The following is a 20,536-nucleotide window of genomic DNA, read 5'->3' as shown; positions in this document are numbered from 1 at the left end:
AAAGTAAATTCATACTTTCGGCTGGAATCGCCTGCCTGAATGTAACGATACATTTCAGAGAAAGCCTGTGACTTTACCGGAGGTTTCAATGAAATCTGCACACCTGGTTTGCCTGCTCGTTTGCCTGATTTTCGCTGCGTTTGTTCACGCGCAGGAGAAGAGCGCTCCGGAGAAAGAGGCCCAGATAAAACAGCAGGTCCTGAAAGATGTGAAGAAAACCTGTACCCCGCAGAAAAAGCAGAGCGATAAGGCCTGGCAGGCGATGATTTTGTCGTCTGAGGCCAATCAGCTGCTGATCAAAAATGCCATCACCGCCGTGAAGCGTGACAACCTGGACGCCTACTGGGATGCAGTAAGTCAGGTGGATTGTATGGAAGATTACTGAGGGTTGAGCGCCGGGTGGCGGCTGCGCCTTACCCGGCCTACATCACATGTTTAACGCTTCCGCACATCCGGAATAATCAAATCCCCGCGCAGCACGTACGACCCCAGCATCTGCGTTTTCGCCGTCAGCCAGCTCACAATCCGCGCCGCCATGGCGTCCATGGAATATTCAATCGCCGGGATCACCGGAATACCCGGGAGATGCAGCGAACCGCCGAGGCTGAAGACCATGATGTCTTCCGGTACCGATTTATTAAACGCCTGTAACTGCGGGATCACCCGCTGGGCTTCCTGCTCGTCTGCCACCAGCAGCGCGTTGAAGTTCAGCGTGGACGCGTTGTTGAGTAATTCCTGAAGCGCAACGGACGATGAAGTCGCGTCCATAAACACGAGGTTGCGATTAAAGGGCAGGAAGTTTTTCTCCAGCGCATGTTTGTAACCCAGCAGCACCTGATCGGCAAAGCCGCTGCCGTGCGGGTGGATCAGTGCTATCTGGCGACGCCCCTGGCTGGTGAGATAGTTACAGGCCGTTTCAGCCGCGAACGCGTGATCGAACTGAATGCTGTTGGCGTTATCGGCTTCCATACAGTCGACCAGAATGACGTTGTCCATGTCCACGTCCAGCGGGAAACGCGCGCCAATCACCAGAATGTCATCACATAAGCCGCAGGAGAGTTCTTCAAGGGCGTTCATCACTTCTGTTTTCGTGTGTGCGAAACGCAGCAGCAGATGTTTTTGATGCTGGCTGAGGTGTTTTTCCAGCGCGTACAGGTAACCGGTGGTCTGGTTAATGTTCTCCTGCGCGCAAATCACCCCAATGCAGCCCGTCGACTGGCTGAGCAGCGACTGGGCGATCACGTTCGGACGATAGTTCAGCTCATCCACCGCTCTCAGAACAGCCTGTCGGCTGGCTTCTTTAACGCCACGCGACCCGCTCAACACCCGTGATACCGTGGCTTTGGACACCCCGGCCAGACGCGATACATCGTTGATTGTAGACATCTCTCTCCCCTGTCAGACGCAACTGGCGTCTGTAATTTCCATCACCGCTACGGCTCACATTATAGCCAGAACGGAGTATATCCGTTTCCGTTTTCCATGGAAACCGATTTTCCGTTTCCACTCAATTTGATGTCAAAACAGCCAAATTATGTGACCCACATCCGGTTAATTAGCGTCATAAGTAGTGGATATTGATGGTTGTCACACTTCTGTCTTTTATGAATGGAAACCGGTTTCCGTATCATGTCCAATCATCATCGCAATAACTTTTTACATTTTGAGGATGGTCGTCGATGTTCAAGATTATGCTGTGCTGCTCTGCCGGGATGTCCACCAGCCTGCTGGTCAGCAAAATGATCGATGTTGCAAAAGAACGGGGCTTGCCCGTGAAGATAGATGCGTATGGCGTATCCGAATTTGATACGCAGTTTCCGCACTATCAGGTGGTGCTTCTCGGACCGCAAGTGAAATACATGTTAAAGACACTCTCAGACAAGGCAGCGACGCAAGGCATACCGGTGCAGCCCATCGACATGATGGATTACGGCATGCAGCGTGGCGATAAAGTACTGGACTATGCTCTGTCGCTCATCGAAGCGGCACACTAAAAGGTGTTCACATGAGTTCGTTATATCAATCCATGGTCGCGGTGATTGAACAGTCAATTACGCCGCTGGCCGCGAAGCTCGGTCAGCAAAAGTATGTGATTGCCATCCGCGACGGCTTTACCGCCGCGCTGCCGTTTATGATCATCGGCTCGTTTATGCTGGTGTTTATCTTCCCGCCGTTTTCGGCGGATACCACCAACAGCTTCGCCCGCGGCTGGCTGGATTTCTCCGAGACCTACCGCGAACAGCTGATGTTGCCCTTTAACCTCAGCATGGGCGTCATGACCTTCTTCATCTCGGTGGGGATTGGGGCGAGCCTGGGACGTCAGTTTAACCTCGATCCGGTGATGTCCGGTCTGCTGGCCTTTATGGCCTTCCTGCTGGTCGCCGCGCCGTATGCCGACGGCAAAATTTCGACGCAGTATCTGTCGGGTCAGGGCATCTTCACTGCGCTTATCACCGCGATCTACTCCACCCGTGTGTACGCGTGGCTGAAGCAGAACAACGTCACCATCCGCCTGCCGAAAGAGGTGCCGACCGGCGTGGCGCGTTCGTTTGAGATCCTGATCCCGGTGATGGTGGTGATTGGTACCCTGCATCCGCTGAACCTGTTCATTGAAGCGCAGACCGGGATGATCATCCCGCAGGCGATTATGCACCTGCTGGAGCCGCTGGTGTCCGCGTCTGACTCGCTGCCCGCGATTCTGCTCTCCGTTCTGCTGTGCCAGATCTTCTGGTTTGCCGGTATCCACGGGTCGCTGATTGTCACCGGCATCATGAACCCGTTCTGGATGGCGAACCTCTCTGCAAACCAGGCGGCGCTGGCGGCGGGCGCGGCGCTGCCGCACGTTTATCTGCAAGGTTTCTGGGATCACTACCTGCTGATTGGCGGCGTAGGCTCGACCCTGCCGCTGGCGTTCCTGCTGCTGCGCAGCCGCGCCACTCACCTGCGCACCATCGGCAAAATGGGCGTTGTGCCAAGCTTCTTTAACATCAACGAACCGATTCTGTTCGGCGCGCCGATCATCATGAACCCGATGCTGTTTATCCCGTTCGTGTTTGTTCCGCTGGTCAATGCCTGCCTGGCGTACGGCGCAACCAAACTCGGCTGGCTGGCCCAGGTGGTTTCGTTAACCCCGTGGACCACGCCCGCGCCGATTGGCGCCTCGTGGGCGGCGAACTGGGCGCTCAGCCCGGTGGTGATGTGCCTGGTCTGCATGGTGATGTCGGCGCTGATGTACCTGCCGTTCCTGCGCGCCTATGAGCGTACGCTCATCAAAAATGAAGAGCAGAAAGCCCAGGCAACCGTCGGCACCGCTGAAACAGTTAGCAATTAAGTCAAAGAGGAAGGGTCATGAAATACGCATTTCCCGATAACTTCTGGTGGGGCAGCGCAAGCTCCGCTCTCCAGACGGAAGGGACACGAGAGGGTGAAACCACGTGGGACTACTGGTTTTCCCGCGAGCCGAACCGTTTTCACAACGGCGTGGGACCGCAGCATACCTCCACGTTTAATCAGCACTGGAAAACGGACATTCAGCTGTTGAAGCAGCTGAACCACAACAGCTTTCGCACCTCGATTAGCTGGGCGCGCCTGATCCCCGACGGTATCGGTGAAGTGAACCCGGACGCGGTCGATTTTTATAATCAGGTCATTGATGAGCTGAATGAACAGGGCATCACGCCGTTTATCACCCTGTTCCATTTCGACATGCCGATGGCGATGCAGGAGATCGGCGGCTGGGAAAACCGTGACGTAGTGGACGCCTACGCCCGCTATGCGCAGATCTGCTTCGAGCTGTTTGGCGACCGCGTGCTGCACTGGTTTACCTTCAACGAGCCGATCGTGCCGGTGGAAGGCGGTTATCTGTACGATTTCCATTACCCGAACGTGGTGGATTTTCGTCGGGCGGCGACCGTGGCATATCACACGGTGCTGGCCCATGCGAAGGCCGTTCAGGCTTACCGCGCCGGGCATTACGCGGGGGAGATCGGCATCGTGCTGAACCTGACGCCGTCATACCCGCGTTCGCAGAACCCGGCGGACGTGAAGGCGGCGCATATCGCGGATCTGATGTTTAACCGCAGCTTCCTCGACCCCGTGCTGCGCGGGGAGTATCCGGCCGACCTGGTGGCATTGCTGAAATCTTACGATCAGCTACCCGCCTGCAAGCCGGAAGACGGTTTCCTGATTGCGGAAGGGAAAATCGACCTGCTCGGCGTTAACTACTATCAGCCGCGTCGCGTGAAGTGTCGCGACAGCGCGGTGAACCCGCAGGCGCCGTTTATGCCGGAGTGGTTCTTTGATAGCTACGAGATGCCGGGCCGTAAGATGAACCCGTACCGCGGCTGGGAAATCTACGAGCCGGGTATTTACGATATTCTGGTTAACCTGCGCGACAATTACGGTAACCCCCGCTGTTTTATTTCTGAAAACGGGATGGGTGTCGAAAACGAGCAGCGCTTTATTGAAAACGGCCAGATAAACGATCGGTACCGCATCGAATTTATTTCTGAGCATTTAGCGTGGCTGCATAAAGGTATTAGCGAAGGCTGCAATTGTCTGGGCTACCATATGTGGACGTTTATTGATAACTGGTCGTGGTGCAATGCCTACAAAAACCGCTACGGTTTTATTCAGCTCGATTTGGAGACGCAGCAGCGCACCATTAAAAAAAGCGGAGAGTGGTTTGCCGCTACCGCCTTAAATAATTGCTTTGATAAAGAGTAAAAATGATGATCGCATTAGAAGAAGCCGTAATGGAAATTATCGTCAACGCCGGTCAGTCCCGCAGCCTGTGCTTCGAAGCGCTGCATGCGGCGCGCCAGGGCAACCTTGACGAAGCCAAAAGCCTGCTGCGTGAAGCCGATGGCTACGCGCGCCAGGCACACAAGATGCAGACCAAACTGATCGAGCAGGACGCGGGCGAAGCCCGCCAGCCGATGACCTTAATTATGGTGCACGCGCAGGATCATTTAATGAATTCGCTATTAGCGCGTGAATTATCTGAAGAGATTATTCATTTATATCAGAGATAGTCTATGGCGAAATAAATTAATGTAATACCTCTGTACCTAAAACTAGAAATCCACTTGTTCTGATGATAGCGACATATTCTGTCAGATCGGAGCGGGATGGTTATTGTCTGAATAAAATTAAACTATATTGAGATAACCATGAATACGATTAAAAAACTTCCATTAACCATGGCGGTTATCGCCGCGCTTTGTCCAATTTCCGTGCTCGCGCAAGAATTTACGCAGGAGCAAATTGACGCCATTGTGGCGAAAGCGGTGGATAAAGCCCTGGCCGAGCGTCAGGCGAAAATGGATGCGGCGGTCGCGAAACAAGCGGACGTCATCACCGAGCCGCAGAGCGCAGCGCAATCCCCGGACATGGCGATTCCGTTTGGCATCAAATTTACCGGCTACGCCCGCTACGGCGCGCACTTCCAGGCCGCTGACCAGAAGTATGTGGCGGTGGACAGTTCCTACAACGGCGCGTCCGCGATTGGTCGTCTGGGTAACGAAGGCAACGGCGGGGAATTCCAGCTCTCCAAGGCCTTCAAGGGTGATAACGGCGCCATCTGGGACATCAACGTGATGATCGACCACTGGGGCGACGAAGTTAACCTCAAAAAAGCTTACGCCGGGGTGACCAACATTATGGCCTCCAACCCGAACGCCTACTTTTGGGCCGGTCGTGACTTCCACCAGCGTCCGCAGCAGGGCATCAACGATTACTTCTGGATGAACCACGATGGCCAGGGCGCCGGGGTGAAGAACTTCGACATCGGCGGCGTGCAGTTCGACGTGGCTGCCGTGGCGGCGGTGGAATCCTGTAGCCCGGAAGTGATGGAAGATGAAGCCAACCCGTCGCGCATCACCTGTACCGGCGGCTCCGGCACGGGTGACAAGGGCAACTACGCTGCCACCTCAAAAATCCACGGCATGAAGCTCGGCCCGATCGACCTGGAGCTGTACGCCAACTACGGTTTTGACTCCAAAGCCGTTGAGAGCGACGAGCGTCTGAACGCCTGGCAGGGCGGCGTGGTGCTGAGCCACACCAACGACAGCGGTGTGAACAAGGTGATCGCCCGCTACTCCGATAATTCGGACAACAGCGTGTTCAACAAAACCGAAGATCTGACCACGGTCTACGCCAGCTTCGAAGGGCTGTATAAATTCACCCAGGCCACGCAGGTGGAGTACATCCTCGCCTTCCACGACTATGACAACAGCCGTGATGACACCGACAACCGTAAGAACTACAACGCCATCGTGCGCCCGATGCACTGGTGGAACGACGTTCACTCCACCTGGCTGGAAGCGGGCTGGCAGCACGTAGATTACGACAACGGCGGCGACAACAAGGGCTGGAAGCTGACCCTGTCGCAGAACATGTCTATCGCCATGGGGCCGGAGTTCCGTCCGATGCTGCGCTTCTACGTGACCGGCGGCAAAGTGGACAACGAACGCACCGCGCGCGTGAACAACACCAAAGATGAGACGCTGGACGACTTCAACGTCGGCGCGATGTGGGAGGCGTGGTTCTAAGGTCAACAACATGCCGGGTGGCGCTACGCTTACCCGGCCTACGGTTTTCCCCCTCTCCCCGTGGGAGAGGGCCGGGGTGAGGGCATCAGGCCGCACACAACCATGCTATGCTGTTGGCCAATTAACGACAACATAACAGGGGAGAACATGGGTTCCACACGCAAAGGGATGCTCAACGTCCTGATCGCCGCCGTTTTATGGGGCAGTTCCGGGGTTTGCGCGCAGTACATCATGGAGAAAAGCCACATTTCTTCGCCTTACCTGACCATGGTTCGTCTGCTGTTTACCGGCGTGATCCTGCTGACGCTCTCCTTCGTTCACGGCGACAAGATTTTCTCGGTCATCAAAAACCGCAAAGACGCCCTCAGCCTGCTGTTTTTCTCACTGGTTGGCGCGCTCACCGTGCAGCTCACCTTCCTGCTGACGATTGAAAAATCCAACGCCGCTACGGCCACCGTGCTTCAGTTCCTGTCGCCAACCATCATCGTGGCGTGGTTCGCCCTGGCGCGGAAGAAGCGTCCCGGCATGTTTGTCCTGTCGGCGATTTTGACATCGCTTGTGGGTACCTTCCTGCTGGTGACCCACGGCGACCCGACGTCGCTCTCCATCTCGCCTGCCGCACTGTTCTTCGGTATCGCCTCGGCGTTTGCTGCGGCGTTTTACACCACCTATCCATCAACGCTTATCGCCCGCTACGGCACGCTGCCGATTGTCGGCTGGAGTATGTTGATTGCGGGACTAATGCTGACGCCGTTCTACGCCGGACGCGGCACCACCTTCGCCATTGACGGCGGCCTGCTGCTGGCGTTTTTCTACCTGGTGGTGATTGGCACCGCGCTGACGTTCAGCCTGTATCTGAAGGGCGCGCAGATGATCGGCGGGCCGAAGGCAAGCATTTTGAGCTGCGCCGAACCCCTGAGCAGCGCGCTGTTGTCGGTGGTTTTGCTGGGGGTGGCATTCACCCTGCCGGACTGGCTGGGAACGCTGCTGATTGTGTCGTCGGTGGTGCTGATTTCGATGGATTCACGCAGAAGGGTTAAGGCATCGGCGTAAGCGAATGTCCCCTCATCCCGGCCCTCTCCCCAAAGGGGCGAGGGTGAAAAGACAGCACCGAGCAGTCCCCTCTCCCCTACGGGGAGAGGGTTAGGGTGAGGGGGAAAATTGACTACTTCGCCTTAACCTTCCCCGCCACCAGCAGCGCGGTCAGCAGCATCAGCGTACCGGAGATCACCAGCGGTGACGTCAGCCCCAGATGGTCGAGCGCTACGCCGCCCACCGCCGCGCCGCAGGTGTTCGCCAGCTGGATCACCGCCACCTGAATCGACCCGGCTTTTTCCGCCTGATCGGCAAGCGAGCGGGTGATCCACGTCGACCAGCCCACCGGCACCAGCGCAAAGGCAAAGCCCCAGACAATCGCAATCGCCGATGCGACCCACTTGTCGCTGCCCCACAGCACCAGCACCGCGGCACTGATCGCCAGCACCAGCGGCGCACCCGCCAGCGCCACCTTCAGGGAGCGCTTCAGGAACTGAGACGACAGTGAGGTGCCGACGAAGCTGGCGATACCGAAGCTCAGCAGCACCAGCGTCAGGCCATCCACGTCAAAGCCCGCCATGGTCATATACACCGGGCGAATATAGGTAAAGAAGGCAAACTGCCCGGCAAAGGCCATGAAGATGGCGGTCATCCCCGCCAGCACGCCCGGACGCTTGAGCAGCGCGAACATGTTCTGTTTGTGGTGCGCCGCTTCACCCGGCAGAGACGGTAGCGCTTTCCACACCCAGATAATGCACAGCACGCCCATCACTGCCGCCGCGTTAAAGACGTTACGCCAGCCGATAATCCCACCAAGGAAGCTGCCCAGCGGCGCGGCAATCACCAGCGCAATAGAGACCGCGCCGAAGATAACGGACAGCGCTTTTGGCACGGTGCGCGCGGGCACCAGGCGCATGGTCAGCGAGGCCGACATCGCCCAGAAGCCGCCTAACCCCAGCCCCAGGCAGGCGCGACCCAGCAGCAGCAGGGTGAAGCTTTCAGCGAAAGAGACCAGCAGGCAGGAGAGCGTCAGCAGCACGCTGAACAGAATGACCACTTTACGACGGTCAATGGTGCCAATCGCCTGGGTGATAAACAGGCTGGCGAACATCGCCACAAAGGCGGTGACGGTAACGGACTGCCCCGCCACGCCTTCGGAAATGCCCAGATCCTGCGCCATCGGCGTCAGCAGGCTGACCGGCAGAAACTCAACGGTGATCAGGCAGGCGACGCAAAATGCCACGGAGAAAACCGCCGACCAGTTGGGGCGAGACACCTCTTTGGCCTGCGGCGGAGTCGTGGGCTGGATATGTTCTGTCATGGCATCACCTGAGATTAAAACGTGCGGAAAAGTCGCGCAGTTTATCATCAAAAGTGTGACGGATTTAACGATTTGACAACTTTTGTGGTTTTAGAGGGGATCAGTGCAGATAAAACACACCTTCTTCCGGCAGAAATAGCTGGTTATAGCGCAGCTGGAAGGCGTTCAGCTCCTGCGGATCGGGCTCCATTTCGCGCATAAAGCCAAGTACCAGTCGAATTTGCGCATCGGTAATGGGTGCGGCAAGGCGGGCTTTACGCAGCATACGGTGCCAGGTATGCAGATTCTCTTCACTGCCGTCGACAATGCAGACCTGCCAGATGAGCAGCACCTGCGCCGCATTTTGCAGATGTGCCTCGTCGGGGCGCTCAAGGTAGCGGATAAACTCATTGCCCGGCGTTTTACCGAACTGATCGATCATCGACTCGACTGGCATCGGGGTGATGCCCAGCCGCTCGCTTAAACGTTTGATGGCGCGGCGGGAGTCTGAGGTCAGGACACGAAATCCAACCACAAATACCACGGCAAGCGTTGCCAGCATTATCCAGACCATGCGTTCTCCTTAGACTAGCCGCCCATCATAGCGGGAAACGCAGCGCGTCAACAGCGGGAACGGCCAGAATAGTGAACCGAAAAAAGCTGGATAATTGCGATGAAAGCAATCCCGCGCAGGCGTGGCTGCGCGGGCTGTTGCTGGAGACCCGTCAGCGCGCCTGAAGCCCTTTCAGCAGCGCGTCGTGGAAACGTTCAGGATCCTGCATCTGCGGCGCGTGGCCCATGTCGTTAAACTCGACCAGCGTCGCGTGCGGAATGCGCTTCGCCGTCTCTTTGCCCAGCACCGCGTAATTGCCGAGCGTCTTGCGGATCTCCGGTGGGGCGAGATCTTTCCCGATGGCGGTATTGTCCTTAGTGCCGATCATCAATAATACCGGCATCTTCAGCTCGCTAAATTCATAGACAACCGGCTGGGTATAAATCATGTCGTAGAGCAGCGCCGAGTTCCACGCCACGCGAGCTTTGCCCGGCCCGTTGTTCAGCCCGGCGAGCATAGTGACCCAGCGCTCGTACTCCGGTTTCCACTCCCCGGCGTAGTAGGTGTTTTTCTCGTACTGACGAATACCGTCGGCGCTAACTTTCAGCTCGCGCTGGTACCACTGGTCGACCGTAATATGCGGCACGCCGCGCGCTTTCCAGTCTTCCAGACCAATCGGGTTCACCATCACCAGCTGCTCCACCTGCTGCGGCCACATCAACGCATAGCGGGTTGCCAGCATGCCGCCGGTCGAATGTCCTATAACCGTCACGCGCTCGACGCCCAGCGTTTTAAGCAGCGCGTGGGTGTTATCCGCCAGCTGCTGGAAGGTGTACTGGTAATGCTCCGGCTTGGTGGATTTACAAAAACCAATCTGGTCAGGGGCGATCACGCGATACCCGCCGGCCGACAGCGCGCGGATAGTGCCGTCCCAGGTGCCAGCACAGAAGTTTTTGCCGTGCATCAGCACCACGGTGCGGCCGTTGGGTTTTTCCGGTTTCACGTCCAGGTAAGCCATATCCAGAGGCTGGTTCTGCGAGGTAAAGGTAAAGTGTTTTACCGGCCAGCCGTAGTCAAAACCTTCCAGCTTCTCGCCGTAGGTGGGGGCATCCGCGGCCATTGCGGGGGACGCCAGCGCCATCAGCAGCGCAAGGCAGGACAATCGTCGGGTTAACATGCAAGCTCTCCGTTAGCAAAAGGGCTAAGGCTGCACGAAAGGCGGCAGCAAAAACACTGTAGAGCATAGAGAGGAGCGAGTGTGTAAAGCGGAGTAAAGGTAGGCCGTGCAAAATAAAAAAGCCCGGCATCACACACCGGGCAAAGAAGTTACCTGCACACTCAGGCTACTTTTAATTTCTGCGCACGATTCTCACGGCGGATCTTACGCTCTTCCAGCACCGCAACCATCGCCATCAGGACGATACAGCCAATCGCGGCGGCATCCAGCGCGGCGAAGGTGCCCGCCCAGCCGGTAAGGCCGAAAATCGGCGTGCCGTCGGCGATCATCCCCAGGCCCAGCTTGGCGAAGCTGTCGCCGATCAGGTAGGCGAAGGTGCCCTTAATCCCATCGGCGGCGCCGATCGCTTTTTTCGGGACGAAGCCCACTGCCGCCACACCGATCAGTAATTGCGGACCAAACACCAGGAAGCCGAGCGCGAACAGGGACGCCAGGTAAATGTACTGGTTGCTGGCGTGCTGGTAGACGCCAAGGGTGGCGATAATCAGCGCCAGCGCGACGCAGGCCACCAGCGCGCGGCGGCCATTGGCGAGGTCGGAGAGCCATCCCCACAGCAGCGTGCCGACCAGCGCGCCCACTTCAAACAGGGTGAAGCCCTGAATCGCCACTTCTTTAGAAAGCTTCAGCTCCTGGAAGGCATACACGGTGGACCACTGGTCGATACCAATGCGCACCACGTACAGGAAGATGTTCGAGAAACAGAGCAGCCAAATCACTTTGTTTTTCAGCACGTACTCAACAAAGATCTGCCATTTGGACATCTCGTTTTCTTCGGTCTCTTTGTCCTCTTCGCTGATCTCTTCCCCGAACAGCTCTTCGGCTTTGCCGAGGCCGTACGATTCCGGGGAATCGCTGCCGTAGCGCAGGCCGATAAAGCCAACAATCAGGGCAATAATCGACGGGAAGATAAACATGCCGATGACGTGACCGTCGAACAGGTAGTTCGCGCCGAACAGCGCCACGCCTGCCGCACCCGCTCCGCCGAGGTTGTGGGAGATGTTCCACATGCCGAGGTACGAACCACGCTTGCGGCGCGGCGTCCATTTGGTGATGGTGGAGTAGCTGCATGACCCGCCGGTGCTCTGGAAGAAACCGCTCAGGGCGTAAAAAGCGATCATCAGGAACAGGCTGACGGAGCCCGCGCCCATGCTGGCGCTGAAGCCGAGCATACAGATGGCAGAGAGGATCAGCATAAACGGCAGGAACTGCTTGGTGTTTTTGCCGTCCGCATAGTAGGAAACAACGGTTTTCCCCACGCCATAGGTGATGGAGAAGCCCAGGCCAATCATCCCCAACTGCGTCATGCTCAGCCCGTAGGTGGAGATCATGTCGTTCTGCGCGATGTTAAAGTTTTTGCGGATCAGGTACATAGTCAGGTAGCCGATGAAGACCACCAGATAGGACTGCATGAACGGTTTGAACCACATTTTGCGCCGCACGTCGAGCGGCAGATCCAGGGTCGGCTTGCGCACCTGATTTAAGAAGGCCAGCATGACTGAGTTACTCCTGAGCTGATTTTTGCAGCATTGTAAAAACCAGCCAGGAGAGATGCCTGAGACAGCGTCCAGGTGAAACCGGGAAAATTTCTTAGTTTTGCGCGACTCGACAGCAAAAGGTGAGGGGCGTCACGCTTCGCGCGGTGCCTGCGCGTGCAAAAACGGCAGCAACAGCAGGGCGGAGATGCCCGCCGCGATGGCGATCACCGCGAAGAACCCGCTCCAGTGCCAGATGTCGATCACCCGCGCCAGCGGCCAGCCGGAGAGCGATGCGCCGAGGTAGGCAAACAGCCCGACAAAGCCCGTCGCCGCGCCTGCCGCCTCTTTGTGGGAGCACTCTGCCGCCGCCATGCCGATCAGCATCTGCGGGCCAAAGACGAAAAAACCGATGGTGAAGAAGCACGCCGCCTGCATCACGTAGCTGGCGAACGGCATCAGCCACAGCGAGCCGACGGAGAGCAAAATTCCGGCGGCGAAAATCAGGTTCATCGGCCCGCGGTTGCCGTTGAAGAGCTTGTCCGAGCCCCAGCCCGCCACCAGCGCGCCGATAAACCCGCCCAGTTCAAACATGGTGACCGCCGAGTTGGCGGTCACCAGATCCACACCGAGCGTCTCGGACATGTACAGGTTGCCCCAGTCGTTGATGGCCGCGCGCACCACGTAGACCAGCACGTAGCAGAGCGATAGCAGCCAGATGTAGGGGTTTTTCAGCACGTATTTGGTGAGGATCTGCTGGCGGGACAGCCCGGCCCCCTCCTGCTGCTGGGCGATCTCCATCTCGTCGTGCCGCCAGTCGCCCACCGGTGGAAGGCCGACGGTTTGCGGCCTGTCGCGCAGGCGCCAGCAGAGGAACAGCCCGGCGACAATCGCGAGGCCACCGGCAATCATCATCCCCGCACGCCAGCCGTAGTGCAGCGCGGCAGCCCCCACCACCATCGGGATCAGCGCCCCGCCGACGTTATGCGCGGTATTCCATATCGCCCACCAGCCGCCGCGCTCGTTGCGTGAGTACCAGGCGGTGAGCAGGCGGGCGCAGACCGGCGCGCCCCAGCCCTGGAAGAAGGCGTTCAGCGCCCACAGCAGGGCGAAGGCCCAGAGCGAGGTGGAGAAGCCAAACAGGATGTTCACCACGCCGGTGGCGATCAGCCCAACGCCCATGAAATAGCGCGCATTGGAGCGGTCGCTGACGATGCCGGAGAAGAACTTCGACAGACCGTAGGTGATGTAAAACAGCGTCGCCAGCAGGCCGATATCGGTGCGCGTCATCACGCCGCTGGCGAGGATCTCCGGCGCGGCGGCGTTGAAGCTTTTGCGGGTGAAGTAGAACAGCGCGTAGCCGAGCCAGATAGTGACCAGGATATGACGTCGCCAGTAGCGATAGCGGGCGTCGATTTCCGCTTTGTTGCCTAGCGGGGCGGCGCTGGCCGGGGTTTTAAACATGGTACGTCCTTAACGGCAAACTGACGCTGACGCGCGTCCCGTGGGTGCAGGAGATTGTCAGCGTGCCGCCGAGCGCCTTCACGCGCTCGCGCATGCCCGCCAGGCCAAAGCCCTGTTGGCCGGATCCCGGCGGCAGGCCGCAGCCGTCGTCTTCAATCACCAGCATCAGGCGCTCGTCCTGCTGCCAGCCCTGGATCGTGACCGCGCTGGCACTGGCGTGTTTGACGATGTTGTTCAGCCCCTCCTGACAGACGCGGAACAGCGTCACGCGCTGACCTTCGCTCAGGATAGCTTCATTGATGCGCCAGTCGAGATGGCTGACTATCCCGCGGCTTTCCAGCTCCATCTCGCGCATCAGGGAACGCACCGCCTGCTCCAGGGACAGATCGTCAAGCTGGCGCGGGCGCAGCCGCCCTAACAGGCGGCGAACGGAGTCATAGACACCCAGCGAAAGCTGTTCGATATGCGCCCCGCCCTGCTTCACACCCGCGTTTTCTGCCGCCAGGCGCTGGACAATGCCCGCCTGGGTGCGGATGGCGGTGATGGTCTGGCCGATGTCATCGTGCAGCTCGCGGGCAACCTCCTGGCGCACGCTCTCTTCCGTCTCCAGCAGACGCTCCGCCAGACGGCGATTGCGCGCCAGCTCGGCTTGCAGAGACTGGTTCAGCTCGCGCAGGCGCTGGATGCCCGCCCCCAGCAGCAGCCCGGTCAGGCTCTGGGCCAGCAGCGAGAGCAACAGATCTACCGGATGATCGTGCCAGGTCTGGCTGGCGATCAGCGCGATGGCGTTCATTAGGGTCGCGATCAGCGCCCCCTGCCAGCCGTAGTGCCAGGCGAGGGCGATGATCGGCAGCGCCAGACAAAACGGCGTGAAGCGTGATAATTCAGCGGGGAGACCAAGCTGCAACCACAGGCTCACCACAAACAGCAGCAGATACCAGATCAGGTGCCGGGCGCGCCAGTTCACCGGCTGGGAGACCAGCGCCGGGCCGAGCGGCTGCCAGACGGTGCTGGTGAGGTAGTGCCAGAAAACCAGGCAGGTCGGTGCCAGCGTCAGGCCGCCGGTGAGGGTCAGCAGCAGGGCGTTGAGCCCCTCCTTTTCGCCCACCCACGGCAGGGACTGCAACAGCGCGGCGGCAATCAGCGCCGCCCCCTGACGCAGCAGCGTGCGCCAGTCGCGCTGGTGACGGTAGCGGGAAATCAGGGCGACCGGGATAAGCGTGAGCAGGCTTCCGGTCATCAATAAAGGCAGATGCGCCAGCGCCACTTCCTGCGCCAGCCAGATCAGCATCAGCCACTCTGCGCCCAGCAAAACGGGCCAGTATCCGCGCGGGCACTGAAGCATCAGTCCCAGACGCAGGCCAAAGGGGAAAAGCAGCACCGCCAGCTCCGGGCGTTCCACCAGATGCAGGCTGATGCTCCACAGGCAGAACCATGCGGCGGAGAAGATAAAAAAGCTGGCGACGACGGCGATCAGCCGTGAAAAAACGGGGCTCATTGCCAGCTGTCAAACATACGGCGCGCCAGCTCGACATCGTTACTGACGTTGAGTTTTTCCATCAGGTTGGCGCGATGAACGTGCACGGTTTTCGGGGACAGATCCAGCTCCGCGGCAATCTCTTTCACCGACATGCCTTGGGCAAGTTTCTCTGCCACCTGACGCTCGCGTCTGGTGAGCGGATCCTGCCGTCCCGCCGCCAGCTTGATGGCGATATCCGGCGTCAGGTAGCAGCCGCCGGTGGAGACGGTGCGCACGGCGGCAATCAGCTCGTCGGGGCTACAGCGTTTAGAGAGGAAGCCGCGCGCGCCCGCGTTGAGCGCCTGCTCGACCAGCGCCGGGCTGTCGTGGACGGAGAGCATAATGGTCGCCATCCCTTTCGGCAGCTGGCTTAACAGCTCCAGCCCGGAGAGATCCGGCATTGAGATGTCGCAGATACAGACCTGCACCCCGCGTCCCGGCAGGCCCGCCAGCGCCTCGCGACCGGAGCCAAACTCGGCCACGACCTGAAAATCCGGTTCGAGGTTTAAAAGCTGGGCAAAGCCGGAGCGGACGATAAGGTGGTCGTCGATAAGGGCGATGGTGGTCATGGTTTGATCCTGATGCGTGAACACGCCGGATGGCGGCGTAAACGCCTTATCCGGCCTACGTGTAGCGTCCTTGCAGGCTGGATAAGCGCAGCGCCATCCGGCAAAAGCCTTTTACCTTAAGTGATTTACTCGAAAAACACCGCAATTTTGTTAAACATGGTGGGATCGGACTGGTTGCGCGCCACGTTGGTGACGTCCTCCAGCTTGTCGATCTGCGCCATCATCTGCTCCAGACGCTGGTCGTCGTTCACCAGTAGCCAGATGCGGCTGTGCTCGCTGCCCTGAATCGGCAGACAGAGAATGCCTTCCACGTTAAACGCCCGTCGGGCAAACAGCCCGCAGACGTGGGTCATGACGCCAGGGTGGTTGCGGACGGTGAGTTCCAGAATGACGTTATCATATTGTTTCTGCATGGTTTATTCTCCCACCATCTCAGTATTTGCCGCACCCGGCGGCACCATCGGATACACTTTTTGTTGCGCGTCGATACGCACGTGGATCAGCGCCGGGCCAGGGCGAGAAATCGCATCCTGCAACGCCGCGTGGGCATCTTCTTCGGCGTTCAGATCGCAGGTGTGCAGGCCAAAACCAGCGGCAATCTGCATGAAGTTGATCATCCCCGGATAGGTCGCCGCAAACACGCCCTGCTTATAGAACAGGCTCTGCTGCTGGTGTACCAGGCCCAGCGCCTCGTTGTTCATCAGAATGATTTTGACGTCTAACTGATTTTCGGCTGCGGTGGCCATCTCCTGAATGTTCATCATCAGGCTGCCGTCACCGGAGAAGCAGATCACCTTACGGTCCGGGTTGGCGAGCGCCGCGCCAACCGCTGCTGGCAGGCCGAAGCCCATGGTGCCAAGGCCGCCGGAGGTCAGCCACTGGCGCGGGCGGTTAAGCGGATACGCCTGGGCGGTCCACATCTGATGCTGGCCGACGTCGGTGGTGATAATCGCGCTGTCATCCACGCAGGCGGCAACGGCGTTGATAAGACCATAGTGGCTCAGCGGGTCGCCCTCGGTTGGGATAGCGCCCGGGAACTCGCGTTGCAGATCGGCCACCAGCTGGCGCCAGTCGGCGCGGTCGTTTGCCTCCGTCTGTGGGATCAGCTGTGCCAGCACCTCGGCCACGTCGCCCTGAATCGCCACGTGCGGCTGCTTGATTTTACCCAGCTCGGCGCGGTCGATATCCACGTGAATGATTTTGGCGTTCGGGCAGAACTCCTCGGTTTTGCCAATCGCCCGGTCATCAAAACGCGCCCCCATAACAATCAGCAAATCCGCCTCTTGCAGGATGTAGTTGGTGCTGCGCGCGCCGTGCATGCCCAGCATCCCTAAAGACAATGGGTGCGCTTTTGGCAGCATGCCGAGCGCCATCAGGGTCATGGTGGTAGGTAAATTAGCTTTTTCAGCGAACTGACGGATTTCATCCGCGGCGTTGATCGCCCCGCCGCCCAGATAGAGCACCGGGCGTTTGGCCGCGTTAATCATGGCGGCGGCATCGCGCACGCTCTCAACGCTGAATTCCGGCGCCGGGGCACGCTTGCCCGGCTCGGGCAGGACGTCGATCTCAATTTCTGCGGTCTGGACATCCTTAGGAATGTCTATCCACACCGGACCCGGGCGGCCAGACTGGGCAATGCGAAACGCATCGCTGATCACCTGAGGCAGCTCGCTGATATCGCGAACTAAATAGTTATGTTTGGTGATGGGGATAGAGATACCGTAGGTATCCACTTCCTGGAACGCATCGGTACCGATCATCGAGGACGGCACCTGGCCGGTAATGCAGATCAGCGGAATGGAGTCGAGGCGCGCATCGGCGATGGCGGTCACCAGGTTAGTGGCGCCCGGCCCGCTGCAGGCCATACAGACCGCCGGTTTACCCTGGGTACGCGCCATGCCCTGAGCGATAAAGCCTGCGCCCTGCTCGTGGCGCGCCAGCACGTGGCGGATCTGTGTGCTTTGGCTTAACGCATCATACAGCGGCAGCACGGTCCCACCCGGGATGCCCGCAACGGTGGTGATGCCCTGTCGTTCCAGTAAATGAACAATCAGCTGCGCGCCGGTGAAACGCGTTTTTGTGTATGTTGTGCCCGAACTTGCCATGCTCCAGTCCTTTTCTTCTGGGCCGACTTTCCGGGGAGGCTCTTAAACGAAAAACCCCGCCCGGTTTGCGCCGGCGGGGTTTTGGATTCGTGTGTTGATCCAGTCCCTACGGCGCATTGCCGACGACCACCACCACACGCACGACGACCACTGCGGCAGGTTGCGCAGTTTTTAGTAGGGTCGACGTGAAGATGGATGAAGTCATTGGGGACCTGTGTTTGGAATCATTGATAGAATTTATACAAACACAGGTTTTCGGATGTGACAATGGAAATATTTTCAACTGCGCAAAAATGCGTCAGGGATCACGTTTCGTTTGTTGGGTGATGACACTCAATAAAGGGTTTTTACTCACTCAATAAATAGCGCAGGTGATACCCCAAATCTGACCGCCAGCTTTTTAATATGGTTCAGAGTAAGCTGTCTCTGACCATTCAGAACCCGTGAAACCATCGATTTACTACCAATTTCATCCTTAAAATCCGATATCGTCAGATTGTATTGATCCATCAAGGTTCTCAAAACTGCAATTCCGACGGGAACGGACTCCATCTCCTTGCGTAATGCGACTATCTCTGGCCGATTAGCTTCGTAATGGCTAATTCTGGCGCAAACAATATCCAGCAAGGGGCTATTGGGCTCGTTCATAAGGAGATACTCAACCAGCTCAAGCGCATCCTTATAATCTTTCTCGCTCGGCTGTTCACCCAGTAAAGGAACGGCCGCAACAAGGGCATGCGTAGCTTTCATTGCATCAGCGACGATCATCATTTCTTCCCCTTAGTGCGATGTTTCTCCGTAAAACGGTCATATTCCTTATGAGTAAAAACATGGCGCACATAAAACTTTTGGCTTTCAAAGAATATGAGAGCCACTACTCTGAGATTGTTATTTGCAATATCAATAACATAATGCTTATCAAGATACTTGAAGTTATCCAGCGTTGGGAAAAGTTTTCTCAGTGCAGCGGGCGTCGGGCAGTGGCTCTTTTCAATAACTCGTCCTAAAAAGAGAAGCTCTTCTCTGTATTGCGGGAACTGGCTTACCGCATCCAAAATTGCCTTCATTGAGATTAAATGCATCCTGCTTGCCTGCCGCGTCCGTTGCCATTATGGCAACGATAACACCTATTGCCAATAAGTCAACGGAGGATACTATTTTCACTTCGTCAGAAAACAAAAAACCCCGCCTAAGCGAGGTTTTTATCAGGGTTTTGCGGTTGGTTGCCGCAGAACACACTGTGTTACGTCAACGCAAAAAGTATACGCGATCGAAGACGAACGCGCAATTCCGGCACGGATTTTGACGTTTTTGAGTATGGATCGCCTTCCAAAATTTGTCCATAAAATACTGTTCATACATACAGTATTTATCTATACTGAGGGTGTTCGCAGTGAGCGAGGGGGCCGCAGTTTACCGGCGCAACGAAGTCCTGGCTGAAACGGGTGGTGCCGTCAGTGCCTTAACCCCTGAAGTGAGCACACTGTGTTACGTCAATCCAGGTGCTGGCCACAGGCGGCGGAAAGGTACGCCAGCATCGTGCTCCTTTTAACCAAAAGGAGACGCGTATGAGCGTCGTGGATATGGTCATACTTGTCCTCAAACTCATTGTTGCTGTATTGCAACTGCTTGATGCTGTCCTGAAATACGTTAAGTGATTCAGGTTCAAGTCGCACCTGAGAGGGGCGGGCAACCGCCCCTCTTTAATAACGAGGGAATGCTATGTCGCGTCTGTTAATTGAGCCTGTTACGCCTGATGAACCGGGCTATATCGCCCTGAAGGCCGAGAGTATCGCGTTAAATTTCAATATGCTGCGCAGGCTGGAAGAGAACTGGCAGCGCGGTGAGAATCGCTTTAACGCGCCGGGTGAAAAGCTGCTGGGTGCGTTTCTTAACGGCAGGCTGGTGGGCGTGTGCGGTCTAAATCGCGATCCATTCAGCCAGCAGCCGCGCGCCGGACGTATTCGTCATCTCTACGTCAGCGAAAAGTGCCGTGGGCTGGGGATTGGAAAACAACTTTTGACCGTGGTGATGGCGGATGCCAGCATCTGGTTTGATTTTCTTAATACCCATGCGCCGGAAACCGCGTACGGATTTTATCATCGGGCGGGCTTCAGGCTTGTGTCAGACGAGCCCCGGGTGACGCACCGCCTTTTTTGCGCAGTGTAAGCGGCTGGCAGCCTCGACGGGGGAATGTTACAGTTGGATGACATTTCACCAACCGATCCGCCATGTCCATCACCGTTTTCTGCATTTTACTGTTCGCCGCACTGCTGCATGCCAGCTGGAACGCCATCGTTAAAGCCGGAACGGACAAGCTCTACTCGGCGATCGGGGTCAGCGGTTCAGCCGCGCTTATTGCCCTGATTTTACTGCCTTTCTCTCCCCAGCCGACTGCCGCAAGCTGGCCATATTTGTTCGTCTCCTGTGCGTTACACTGCTCGGCGGCGTCGGGACGATGGGATCTTACGGTCTGGCACTCTGGGCGATGACCCAGGCGCCGCTGGCGGTGGTCGCCGCACTACGTGAAACCTCAATTCTCTTCGGCGCATTCATCGCATTTGTGCTTTTAAAAGAGAAGGTTGTGGGCCTGCGCATCGCGGCGGCGCTGGGTATTGCAGCCGGTGCGGTCCTGCTGCGCCTGGCGTAATTCGCTGGCAACATTAGTTGCCGATCTTGTTTACAAATCCTGCCTTCACGCCTTCTGTCATTCATCACAGTAATACTTAAA

22 protein-coding genes and 1 pseudogene are annotated in these 20,536 nt (G+C 57.6%); 10 read left to right on the top strand and 13 right to left on the bottom strand.

What is annotated here, in order from left to right; translation table 11 throughout:
* Positions 1-88 precede the first annotated feature (88 nt).
* On the top strand, positions 89-385 hold the full coding sequence (locus ACQG0S_RS00250; RefSeq protein WP_003861030.1) for a YicS family protein: 297 nt from the start codon (positions 89-91) through the stop codon (positions 383-385).
* Between the two features lie 50 nt (positions 386-435).
* On the opposite strand, the gene ACQG0S_RS00245 is transcribed toward ACQG0S_RS00250, so the two are convergent.
* Positions 436-1,386 (bottom strand): LacI family DNA-binding transcriptional regulator, encoded by a 951-nt coding sequence (locus ACQG0S_RS00245; RefSeq protein WP_022646566.1) that lies wholly within the window; start codon positions 1,384-1,386, stop codon positions 436-438.
* Positions 1,387-1,679: 293 nt separating this feature from the next.
* On the opposite strand from ACQG0S_RS00245, the gene ACQG0S_RS00240 reads away from it, so the two are divergent.
* The 6 genes from ACQG0S_RS00240 to ACQG0S_RS00215 all read left to right on the top strand — a co-directional run bounded on the left by ACQG0S_RS00240 (position 1,680) and on the right by ACQG0S_RS00215 (position 7,604).
* Complete coding sequence (locus tag ACQG0S_RS00240; RefSeq protein WP_003861034.1) at positions 1,680-1,994, top strand: PTS sugar transporter subunit IIB; 315 nt, start codon at positions 1,680-1,682, stop codon at positions 1,992-1,994.
* An 11-nt stretch (positions 1,995-2,005) separates the two neighbouring features.
* Positions 2,006-3,331, top strand: coding sequence for a PTS sugar transporter subunit IIC (locus tag ACQG0S_RS00235; RefSeq protein ID WP_022646565.1), 1,326 nt, complete (start codon positions 2,006-2,008; stop codon positions 3,329-3,331).
* Positions 3,332-3,348: 17 nt separating this feature from the next.
* A complete protein-coding gene (locus tag ACQG0S_RS00230) occupies positions 3,349-4,725 on the top strand; it encodes a glycoside hydrolase family 1 protein (RefSeq protein ID WP_063137894.1) in 1,377 nt (458 codons plus the stop codon).
* Between the two features lie 5 nt (positions 4,726-4,730).
* On the top strand, positions 4,731-5,033 hold the full coding sequence (locus ACQG0S_RS00225; protein ID WP_014168006.1) for a PTS lactose/cellobiose transporter subunit IIA: 303 nt from the start codon (positions 4,731-4,733) through the stop codon (positions 5,031-5,033).
* Positions 5,034-5,171: 138 nt separating this feature from the next.
* On the top strand, positions 5,172-6,551 hold the full coding sequence (locus ACQG0S_RS00220; RefSeq protein WP_426749900.1) for a carbohydrate porin: 1,380 nt from the start codon (positions 5,172-5,174) through the stop codon (positions 6,549-6,551).
* A 147-nt stretch (positions 6,552-6,698) separates the two neighbouring features.
* Entirely contained in the window at positions 6,699-7,604 is a 906-nt protein-coding gene (locus tag ACQG0S_RS00215; RefSeq protein WP_023298973.1) for an EamA family transporter, read from the top strand.
* Positions 7,605-7,716: 112 nt separating this feature from the next.
* Here the strand turns inward: ACQG0S_RS00215 and nepI are convergent, their stop codons facing one another.
* The 12 genes from nepI to ACQG0S_RS00155 form a co-directional block, all read right to left on the bottom strand.
* Positions 7,717-8,907: a purine ribonucleoside efflux pump NepI gene (gene nepI, locus ACQG0S_RS00210; protein WP_023298972.1), complete on the bottom strand. Its 1,191-nt coding sequence runs from the start codon at positions 8,905-8,907 to the stop codon at positions 7,717-7,719.
* Between the two features lie 100 nt (positions 8,908-9,007).
* The gene (locus ACQG0S_RS00205; protein WP_048965854.1) at positions 9,008-9,460 is read right to left on the bottom strand and encodes a DUF1198 domain-containing protein; all 453 of its coding nucleotides are present in this window, start codon (positions 9,458-9,460) and stop codon (positions 9,008-9,010) included.
* A 151-nt stretch (positions 9,461-9,611) separates the two neighbouring features.
* Positions 9,612-10,616: an alpha/beta fold hydrolase gene (locus tag ACQG0S_RS00200; RefSeq protein WP_023298971.1), complete on the bottom strand. Its 1,005-nt coding sequence runs from the start codon at positions 10,614-10,616 to the stop codon at positions 9,612-9,614.
* A gap of 161 nt (positions 10,617-10,777) precedes the next feature.
* Positions 10,778-12,169 (bottom strand): hexose-6-phosphate:phosphate antiporter, encoded by a 1,392-nt coding sequence (uhpT, locus tag ACQG0S_RS00195; protein WP_023298970.1) that lies wholly within the window; start codon positions 12,167-12,169, stop codon positions 10,778-10,780.
* A 132-nt stretch (positions 12,170-12,301) separates the two neighbouring features.
* Positions 12,302-13,612 (bottom strand): MFS transporter, encoded by a 1,311-nt coding sequence (locus ACQG0S_RS00190; protein ID WP_063152598.1) that lies wholly within the window; start codon positions 13,610-13,612, stop codon positions 12,302-12,304.
* The gene (gene uhpB, locus ACQG0S_RS00185; RefSeq protein ID WP_169440842.1) at positions 13,605-15,110 is read right to left on the bottom strand and encodes a signal transduction histidine-protein kinase/phosphatase UhpB; all 1,506 of its coding nucleotides are present in this window, start codon (positions 15,108-15,110) and stop codon (positions 13,605-13,607) included. The genes ACQG0S_RS00190 and uhpB overlap by 8 nt, the downstream gene beginning before the upstream one ends.
* Positions 15,107-15,700 (bottom strand): transcriptional regulator UhpA, encoded by a 594-nt coding sequence (uhpA, locus tag ACQG0S_RS00180; protein ID WP_022646555.1) that lies wholly within the window; start codon positions 15,698-15,700, stop codon positions 15,107-15,109. The genes uhpB and uhpA overlap by 4 nt, the downstream gene beginning before the upstream one ends.
* Before the next feature lie 125 nt (positions 15,701-15,825).
* A complete protein-coding gene (gene ilvN / locus ACQG0S_RS00175; RefSeq protein ID WP_045336030.1) occupies positions 15,826-16,113 on the bottom strand; it encodes an acetolactate synthase small subunit in 288 nt (95 codons plus the stop codon).
* Positions 16,114-16,116: 3 nt separating this feature from the next.
* The gene (gene ilvB / locus ACQG0S_RS00170) at positions 16,117-17,805 is read right to left on the bottom strand and encodes an acetolactate synthase large subunit (RefSeq protein WP_048966211.1); all 1,689 of its coding nucleotides are present in this window, start codon (positions 17,803-17,805) and stop codon (positions 16,117-16,119) included.
* A gap of 106 nt (positions 17,806-17,911) precedes the next feature.
* Positions 17,912-18,010, bottom strand: coding sequence for an ilvB operon leader peptide IvbL (ivbL, locus tag ACQG0S_RS00165; RefSeq protein WP_057979964.1), 99 nt, complete (start codon positions 18,008-18,010; stop codon positions 17,912-17,914).
* Between the two features lie 146 nt (positions 18,011-18,156).
* Positions 18,157-18,576 (bottom strand): helix-turn-helix domain-containing protein, encoded by a 420-nt coding sequence (locus ACQG0S_RS00160; RefSeq protein WP_023305145.1) that lies wholly within the window; start codon positions 18,574-18,576, stop codon positions 18,157-18,159.
* The gene (locus ACQG0S_RS00155) at positions 18,573-18,887 is read right to left on the bottom strand and encodes a type II toxin-antitoxin system HigB family toxin (RefSeq protein WP_022646552.1); all 315 of its coding nucleotides are present in this window, start codon (positions 18,885-18,887) and stop codon (positions 18,573-18,575) included. Before ACQG0S_RS00155 ends, ACQG0S_RS00160 begins: the two co-directional genes overlap by 4 nt.
* A 486-nt stretch (positions 18,888-19,373) precedes the next feature.
* On the opposite strand from ACQG0S_RS00155, the gene tisB reads away from it, so the two are divergent.
* From tisB to ACQG0S_RS00140, 3 genes and pseudogenes are all read left to right on the top strand, one after another.
* Positions 19,374-19,463: a type I toxin-antitoxin system toxin TisB gene (gene tisB, locus ACQG0S_RS00150; protein ID WP_022646551.1), complete on the top strand. Its 90-nt coding sequence runs from the start codon at positions 19,374-19,376 to the stop codon at positions 19,461-19,463.
* Between the two features lie 64 nt (positions 19,464-19,527).
* Complete coding sequence (locus tag ACQG0S_RS00145) at positions 19,528-19,974, top strand: GNAT family N-acetyltransferase (RefSeq protein ID WP_023298965.1); 447 nt, start codon at positions 19,528-19,530, stop codon at positions 19,972-19,974.
* A gap of 62 nt (positions 19,975-20,036) precedes the next feature.
* Positions 20,037-20,455: pseudogene (locus tag ACQG0S_RS00140) on the top strand (EamA family transporter).
* Positions 20,456-20,536: the final 81 nt, after the last annotated feature.

Origin of the sequence: Enterobacter cloacae complex sp. 418I7 (genome assembly GCF_050030705.1) — a bacterium.
Classification (GTDB): Bacteria; Pseudomonadota; Gammaproteobacteria; order Enterobacterales; family Enterobacteriaceae; genus Enterobacter; species Enterobacter intestinihominis.
This window is presented reverse-complemented; position numbering and strand designations above follow the sequence as displayed.

Coding starts and splice junctions, on each gene's coding strand:
- ACQG0S_RS00250 (WP_003861030.1), top strand. CDS start 89: ATGAAATCTGCACACCTGGTTTGCCTGCTCGTTTGCCTGATTTTCGCT.
- ACQG0S_RS00245 (WP_022646566.1), bottom strand. CDS start 1,386: ATGTCTACAATCAACGATGTATCGCGTCTGGCCGGGGTGTCCAAAGCC.
- ACQG0S_RS00240 (WP_003861034.1), top strand. CDS start 1,680: ATGTTCAAGATTATGCTGTGCTGCTCTGCCGGGATGTCCACCAGCCTG.
- ACQG0S_RS00235 (WP_022646565.1), top strand. CDS start 2,006: ATGAGTTCGTTATATCAATCCATGGTCGCGGTGATTGAACAGTCAATT.
- ACQG0S_RS00230 (WP_063137894.1), top strand. CDS start 3,349: ATGAAATACGCATTTCCCGATAACTTCTGGTGGGGCAGCGCAAGCTCC.
- ACQG0S_RS00225 (WP_014168006.1), top strand. CDS start 4,731: ATGATCGCATTAGAAGAAGCCGTAATGGAAATTATCGTCAACGCCGGT.
- ACQG0S_RS00220 (WP_426749900.1), top strand. CDS start 5,172: ATGAATACGATTAAAAAACTTCCATTAACCATGGCGGTTATCGCCGCG.
- ACQG0S_RS00215 (WP_023298973.1), top strand. CDS start 6,699: ATGGGTTCCACACGCAAAGGGATGCTCAACGTCCTGATCGCCGCCGTT.
- nepI (WP_023298972.1), bottom strand. CDS start 8,907: ATGACAGAACATATCCAGCCCACGACTCCGCCGCAGGCCAAAGAGGTG.
- ACQG0S_RS00205 (WP_048965854.1), bottom strand. CDS start 9,460: ATGGTCTGGATAATGCTGGCAACGCTTGCCGTGGTATTTGTGGTTGGA.
- ACQG0S_RS00200 (WP_023298971.1), bottom strand. CDS start 10,616: ATGTTAACCCGACGATTGTCCTGCCTTGCGCTGCTGATGGCGCTGGCG.
- uhpT (WP_023298970.1), bottom strand. CDS start 12,169: ATGCTGGCCTTCTTAAATCAGGTGCGCAAGCCGACCCTGGATCTGCCG.
- ACQG0S_RS00190 (WP_063152598.1), bottom strand. CDS start 13,612: ATGTTTAAAACCCCGGCCAGCGCCGCCCCGCTAGGCAACAAAGCGGAA.
- uhpB (WP_169440842.1), bottom strand. CDS start 15,110: ATGAGCCCCGTTTTTTCACGGCTGATCGCCGTCGTCGCCAGCTTTTTT.
- uhpA (WP_022646555.1), bottom strand. CDS start 15,700: ATGACCACCATCGCCCTTATCGACGACCACCTTATCGTCCGCTCCGGC.
- ilvN (WP_045336030.1), bottom strand. CDS start 16,113: ATGCAGAAACAATATGATAACGTCATTCTGGAACTCACCGTCCGCAAC.
- ilvB (WP_048966211.1), bottom strand. CDS start 17,805: ATGGCAAGTTCGGGCACAACATACACAAAAACGCGTTTCACCGGCGCG.
- ivbL (WP_057979964.1), bottom strand. CDS start 18,010: ATGACTTCATCCATCTTCACGTCGACCCTACTAAAAACTGCGCAACCT.
- ACQG0S_RS00160 (WP_023305145.1), bottom strand. CDS start 18,576: ATGATGATCGTCGCTGATGCAATGAAAGCTACGCATGCCCTTGTTGCG.
- ACQG0S_RS00155 (WP_022646552.1), bottom strand. CDS start 18,887: ATGCATTTAATCTCAATGAAGGCAATTTTGGATGCGGTAAGCCAGTTC.
- tisB (WP_022646551.1), top strand. CDS start 19,374: ATGAGCGTCGTGGATATGGTCATACTTGTCCTCAAACTCATTGTTGCT.
- ACQG0S_RS00145 (WP_023298965.1), top strand. CDS start 19,528: ATGTCGCGTCTGTTAATTGAGCCTGTTACGCCTGATGAACCGGGCTAT.